Genomic DNA, 6,516 nt, shown 5'->3' with positions numbered 1-6,516 from the left:
ATACCCACTCTTTGCTGCTGTCCTCCGGACATCTGGTTGGGAGAACGGTTGGCTTCTTTGCCGATGTTCATAAGCTCCAGATATTCCAAAGCCTTTTTGTTTCTTTCCTCTTTGGAAACTCCTCGAAACATCAGAGGCATGGCTACATTTTCCATGGCATTCAGAAAGGGAATCAAATTGTAGCTTTGGAAAATGAAGCCTACATGCATCCTTCGAAAAGCCACCAGCTGTTTCTCATTCATTTTTTCAATGGACTCTCCGGTGATGGTGATGCTGCCCTTACTGGGCTTTTCCAGACCTGCCAGCATATTCAGGCAGGTTGACTTTCCGGAACCGGAGGTACCCACAATGGCAATGAATTCTCCCTGATAGATGTCAAAGTTCAATCCATTTAAGGCATATACCTCCGTATCACCTATCTTGAATATTTTATATAAATCCCTCACGGAAATAATGGGTTCCATTTTTTTCCTTTCTATGCGAAAAGCCTACTTTCCCTAATACTAAGCTAGTATAGAGGATAGCCCCTTACTACGCAATGAGAATGTTTTCACAACGATAAAACCGCTTCTTCTGATAGGACAAAAGAAGCGGCATCACCGTTACAATATTTATAAAAAACTTTATTTTAATGCATTTTTTTCTTTTTCTACGGAATTGAACTTGGGAACCAAAACTTCCTTACCACCCATATATGGCTGTAAAGCCTTAGGAATGGTTACCGTTCCGTCTTCCTGTAAATGGTTCTCCAGGAAAGCAATCAGCATTCTGGGGGGTGCCACGCAGGTATTGTTTAAGGTAAAGGCTAAATGATTCTTTCCATCCGCGCCCTTAACACGTATCTTTAAACGTCTTGCCTGTGCATCTCCCAAATTGGAGCAGGAACCTACCTCAAAATACTTCTTCTGTCTGGGGGACCAAGCCTCCACGTCACAGGACTTAACCTTCAAATCAGCCAAATCTCCGGAACAGCATTCTAGTGTTCTAACAGGAATCTCCAGACTTCTGAAAAAGTCTACGGTGTTCTGCCAAAGCTTGTTATACCAGTCCATAGCTTCTTCCGGCTCACAAACTACAATCATTTCCTGCTTTTCAAACTGGTGGATACGATAAACACCTCTCTCCTCAATACCGTGGGATCCCTTTTCTTTTCTGAAACAGGGGGAGTAGGAGGTTAAGGTCAAAGGAAGGGACTCTACCGGCAAAATCTGATCGATAAAACGTCCAATCATGGAGTGCTCGGAGGTACCGATTAAGTAAAGATCTTCTCCCTCAATCTTATACATCATGGCATCCATTTCCGCGAAAGACATTACGCCGTCCACAACCTTGGAACGAATCATATAGGGAGGAATCACATAGGTGAAGCCCCTGTCAATCATAAAATCTCTGGCATAAGAAAGCACTGCAGAGTGAAGTCTTGCCACATCTCCCACCAGATAATAGAAACCGTTTCCGGCAACTCTTCCTGCTGCATCTAAATCCAAACCGGAAAAGCTGTCCATAATATCCGCATGGTAAGGAATGGGGTAGGATGGAACCACAGGCTCCCCGAAACGCTCATTCTCCACGTTGCAGGAATCGTCCTTTCCGATAGGTACGGAGGGGTCAATGATGTTCGGAATAACCATCATTCTTTTTAAAATTTCTTCCTGTAAAGCCGGCTCCTTTTCCTCTAATTCTGCCAGTCTCTGGGAGAATGTAGCTACCTCTTCTTTAGCATTTTCCGCCGCTTCCTTCTCTCCCTTCGCCATCAAAGCTCCGATTTGCTTGGAAACCTGATTCTTTTTACTACGAAGCTCATCCGCTTCCATCTGCACCTTTCTGGCTTCCACATCCAGAGAAATAACCTCATCCACAAGACTCAGCTTCTCATCTTGGAACTTCTTTCTTATATTCTCTTTAACAATTTCAGGATTTTCTCTCACAAATTTAATATCCAGCATTCTCTGACCCTCCTTTATTTTATTACCTTACTATAAACTGTCCCCTAGGCATTTTCAAGAACCTTATTAAAACTCTTTACCCGTTCTCCAATTTCGTCTTTCTTTCCGAATACGGAGGAGCCTGCCACAATAAAGTTGGCTCCGGCTTTCAGAATCGGAGAAATATTGTCCAATTTTACTCCCCCGTCTACACCGATTTCCAAGGGAAGGGCTCTCTCTTCTGCCATTTTCCGAAGCCTTTTAATCTTCTCCAAGGTATAAGGGATAAAGCTCTGCCCTCCAAAGCCCGGATTTACAGACATAATCAAAATATAGGAACAAATGGGAAGAATTTCTTCTATTGTGGACAGGGATGTGGCAGGATTCAAAGCAACGCCTCCTTCCATACCAAGCTCTCGTATTGCCTGCAAAGAACGATCCAAATGTTTTACCGCCTCCACATGAACAGAAACTCTGTCTGCTCCCGCCTTTTTGTAATCGGCAAAGAAAAAGTCCGGCTCCTCCACCATCAGATGCACATCAAAAAAGGCTTTGGACTTATTCCGTAAGGCGGAAACAATTCCAGCTCCATAGGAAATATTGGGCACAAAATGCCCGTCCATAATGTCAAAATGAAAGCTTTTCGCACCTGCAGCCTCAGCTAAAGCCACATCCTCCTGTAAGGCGGAAAAGTCTGCCGCCAATATAGACGGGGATAATCGATTTTTCACGGAAACCTCCTTAATAATTCTTTCTTTCCTGTACAATCTCCTGATATAAGCTCTTGTAACTTTCGTAACGCTCCGGGGCAATCTCTCCCTTTTCCACCGCCTGCTTTACTCCGCAATCCTGCTTCTTCTCTCCCAAATGGTAGCAGGTATTATAGCGGCAGGACTGCCGATACTCTTCAAACTCCGGATAGAAATACCGCAGATTCTCGGGAGAGATATCCGGTGGAAATAAAGAGGTGAAACCGGGAGTATCCAAGACATAGCTGTCTTCTCCCAGAGAGAAAAATTCCGCATGTCTTGTGGTATTCTTTCCTCTTTTGATTTTTTCGGAAAGACTTCCTGTCTCCATCCTCCTGTCTTCCAACAGTAGATTAATCATACTGGACTTTCCCACACCGGAGGGTCCGGAAAAAACAGTGGTTTTTCCCTTTAAAAGCTTGAGGATTTCCTCCCGGTCTTCTTTCGTATTACTTTGGAAAAAATAAACGGGAATGCCTGCTTTTTCATAGATACTCTGCATTTTCTCCCGATAATCCGCTTCACATTCCGATAGCAAATCTCTCTTATTAAAGAAAAGCATACAGGGAATTTCTCTTGCCTCCAGGTGCAAAAGAAAACGGTCAATTAAGGGGAAGGAGGGCTCCGGTTCCTTCACCGCAAAAACCAGTGCCGCCTGGTCAATATTACTCACTAAGGGGCGAATCAATTCATTTTTCCGAGGGAGAATCCTTAGAATCTGCCCCACCATTTCTTTTTCCGTGTCAGGAACCTCTTCCACTTCCACCATGTCTCCTACCAGGGGCTTTTCTTTCTTGTTTCGAAAAAGCCCCTTGGCATGACATTCAAAGACTCCCGACTTGGTATCCACATAATAAAATCCGCCGATGCCTTTAATTATCTTACCTGTCATCCTAAGCCTCCGGAGCGAAATCCAGATCATAGGCGGCCAGAACCCTATCCTTCTCCGCATCCACTACTTCCACGGTACCCTTGGAAAGTCCGGCAATTCCCTTGATTCGACCAATGCTTAACTGCATTTCGCTTCCGATTACATAGGATCTTGCGGCTTGCAGGGTGGTGTACCGGCTTTCTCCGTTTACGTCTTGTCGAAGATAAACTACCACTAAGACGGTACCTTCAACACCGGGACCGCCACTTCCCAAAACAACGGTTTGATTTATGCTGGATACCCAAGCCTTGCTGTTGTCATCGGAGGGGGCAAGCTTTGTACTGCTTTCCCCATCCGGACCGGAGCTTACGCTGAAGGGAATTGCCTGTCCTCTTTCCACATAGCTGTCCTTTGCTACTGACTGCTTCAGCACCACACCCTTTGCTACGCTTGTGCTGGGAATATAGGAAATCACTCCGGCTTCCAAACCGGCATCCTCCAAGGCGGAAATGGCTTCTTTCTCGGAAAGATTAGTAAGATCCGGAACCACGGCCCAGTTATCCGGAATTCCGGTACTGACTACAAGCTCCAGCTCTCCCGGCTCTGATGTATCCGCCTTGTTGGTACTGATCAGATACCCCTTTTCCACCGTATTCGACATTTGCTCAAGCACCTTGTAGGGAATCTCTCTATCCTTTAACTCCTTCTCTACCGTGCTGAGCTCCATCTGCTGAAGCTTCGTTAAGTCCTCAGGATGCTCCTTATCATAAAATACCAGTACCTTACTTCCCTTGGAAACCGTCACGTACAATCGGCTTCTGACCCCATATTTTCCACTGGGGTAGGAAATAATCTGTCCTTCCTCGTATTTCTCGGAAAATTCCTCCTTTTCCGGATAAATCTTAATGTCATAAGAGGAGAGATATTTCTCCGCCTCGGGAATGGTCTTTCCCACAATATCCGGCAGTAAGCTGTCTAAGGCGGAAATGGTAATCGCTACCTGGGTGCTTTCCTCCGTTTCCTTCTCCGTTGCGCTTTCCGTCTTGGGAGAAAGATCCTTTACGGATCGAAGCATACCCACTAATTTAAAGCCTAGGAAAAGAAATACGCCCAGGATACAAACTACGGACAAAATGGCCAAGGCTTTATACAGTCGGGAAATGCCTTTATCCATTTCCTGTCTGGCCTGACGGGAAACGGACTCGTCTCCCTCATCCTGTCTGTCGTTTAAAAAACCGGCTTCCGGGTCTTCCAAAGCAAGATTTAAGTCATCCCGCAGCTCCTCCACACTTTGATAACGGGCAGAGGGCTTTTTCTGCATAGCCTTCCAAACCACATAATCTAAGGCAGGGGAAACCTCAGGCTCCAAATCCCTTACCCGGGGAATAGGATCTTCCATGTGGGAAAAAACTACCGCCATGGAATTCTCTCCTGCATAGGGAAGCTTTCCGGTAAGCATTTCATAAATGGTGCAACCCAGGGAATAAATATCGGAACGCTGGTCGGAAACCCCTCGTCTTGCCTGCTCCGGTGAAATATAATGTACGGAACCCATCACCGCCGTATTGGCTGTTTCTTGGCTTGCGGCCCTGGCAATTCCGAAATCGGCAATTTTCACCACCCCTTCGGTGCTGACAATCATATTCTGAGGCTTAATGTCTCTGTGCACAATCCCCATCTTATGAGCGGTATCCATACCTTCCACAAGCTGAAGTGCAATGCCGATAGCTTCTCGCTCCGAGCATTTTCCCTTTCTATGGATATAGTTCTTTAAGGTAATTCCCTCCACCAATTCCATGACGATAAAGTGCGTATCCCCTTCATCCACAACATCATAGGCAGAGACAATATTCAAATGATTCAGCTTTGCGGCAGCCTTGGCTTCGTCCTGAAATTTTCGAACAAATTCCTGATCCTCTGCATAATCCTGCTTTAAGACCTTTATGGCTACGGTTCTTCCTAATTTTTGATCTCTGGCACGGTATACATAGCTCATGCCTCCCTCTCCAATGAGGGCTTCTATACTATATCGATCCTGTAGCAGAGTTCCTTTTTCCCATTTCATTATCCCTGCTCCTTTCCGGGTTTCACCAAAATCAAGGCGATATTGTCTTTTCCCCCATTAATATTGGCTAAGGTAATCAAAGCCTCTCCCTTTTCTTCCAAACTGGAGTCATCCTTTAAAATCTGTACCATACTTTCCTGATCCACCATATTGCTAAGGCCGTCGGAGCAAAGGAAAAATAAATCTCCTTCCTCCCACTCCTCCTCGAAGAAGTCCACTTCCAGGTACTTTTCCACGCCAACCGCCCGGGTAATCATGTTCTTACTCTTTTGGTATTCCTCAGAGCCTCGAATCATTTTTCCTCTCTGAATCATCTCCTCCACATAGCTGTGGTCTCTGGTAATCTGCCGCAGACGATTTCTTTGAAAAAGGTAGGCTCTACTGTCTCCAATGTTGGAGAAAACAATGCTGTTTCCCTCTACAAAGGCGGTAACCAAGGTACTTCCCATCCCCTGTAAATGGATATTGCTTTGGGAAAGACGAAGCAGCTCCAGATTCATCTTCTGTATTGCCTTCTCCAAGCTTCGCACCAAAGGCAGTTCTTCCTCCTGTTTTAAAAGCGTCGTTAGACTTTCCACCAAATAGCGGGAGGCAAAGTCACCGGCTCTGTGTCCTCCCATTCCGTCTGCCAAAAGAAAAAGATTGGGAAATTTCCCCAGGGCATCCCCTGTGGCGAAAAGAAAATCCTGATTCATTTTTCGCATTTTTCCCTGATCCGTTTTTGCAAAAAACTCCATCTTAAGCCCCTTTTGTTCCATCCCTTCGTAATTGTCCGCAAGCTCCGGCAATATCTGCCCCCATCTCTCTTCTTACCGTACAGGTAATTCCTCTTTTCTGCAAATACTCCTGAAAAGCATACACCCTCTTCCGGTCCGGCGGTGCAAAAGTCCTTTCTTTAATAGGATT

Annotated in this window: 6 protein-coding genes; all 6 read right to left on the bottom strand. The window is 45.5% G+C overall.

Going from position 1 to position 6,516, the window contains the following annotated elements:
• A partial coding sequence (locus RYO92_RS10575; protein WP_315370351.1) for an ABC transporter ATP-binding protein occupies positions 1 to 464 on the bottom strand: 464 nt, incomplete at its 3' end.
• Positions 465 to 623: 159 nt separating this feature from the next.
• On the bottom strand, positions 624 to 1,946 hold the full coding sequence (gene serS, locus RYO92_RS10570; RefSeq protein ID WP_315370350.1) for a serine--tRNA ligase: 1,323 nt from the start codon (positions 1,944 to 1,946) through the stop codon (positions 624 to 626).
• A gap of 44 nt (positions 1,947 to 1,990) precedes the next feature.
• Complete coding sequence (rpe, locus tag RYO92_RS10565; protein WP_315370349.1) at positions 1,991 to 2,656, bottom strand: ribulose-phosphate 3-epimerase; 666 nt, start codon at positions 2,654 to 2,656, stop codon at positions 1,991 to 1,993.
• A 10-nt stretch (positions 2,657 to 2,666) separates the two neighbouring features.
• Positions 2,667 to 3,566 (bottom strand): ribosome small subunit-dependent GTPase A, encoded by a 900-nt coding sequence (rsgA, locus tag RYO92_RS10560; RefSeq protein ID WP_007155927.1) that lies wholly within the window; start codon positions 3,564 to 3,566, stop codon positions 2,667 to 2,669.
• Between the two features lies 1 nt (position 3,567).
• On the bottom strand, positions 3,568 to 5,610 hold the full coding sequence (locus tag RYO92_RS10555; protein WP_315370348.1) for a protein kinase domain-containing protein: 2,043 nt from the start codon (positions 5,608 to 5,610) through the stop codon (positions 3,568 to 3,570).
• Positions 5,610 to 6,347, bottom strand: coding sequence for a Stp1/IreP family PP2C-type Ser/Thr phosphatase (locus RYO92_RS10550; RefSeq protein ID WP_315370347.1), 738 nt, complete (start codon positions 6,345 to 6,347; stop codon positions 5,610 to 5,612). The genes RYO92_RS10555 and RYO92_RS10550 overlap by 1 nt, the downstream gene beginning before the upstream one ends.
• Between the last annotated feature and the right edge of the window lie 169 nt (positions 6,348 to 6,516).

It is taken from the genome of Oribacterium sinus (assembly GCF_963553175.1).
Lineage (GTDB): Bacteria > Bacillota > Clostridia > Lachnospirales > Lachnospiraceae > Oribacterium > Oribacterium sinus_B.
This window is presented reverse-complemented; position numbering and strand designations above follow the sequence as displayed.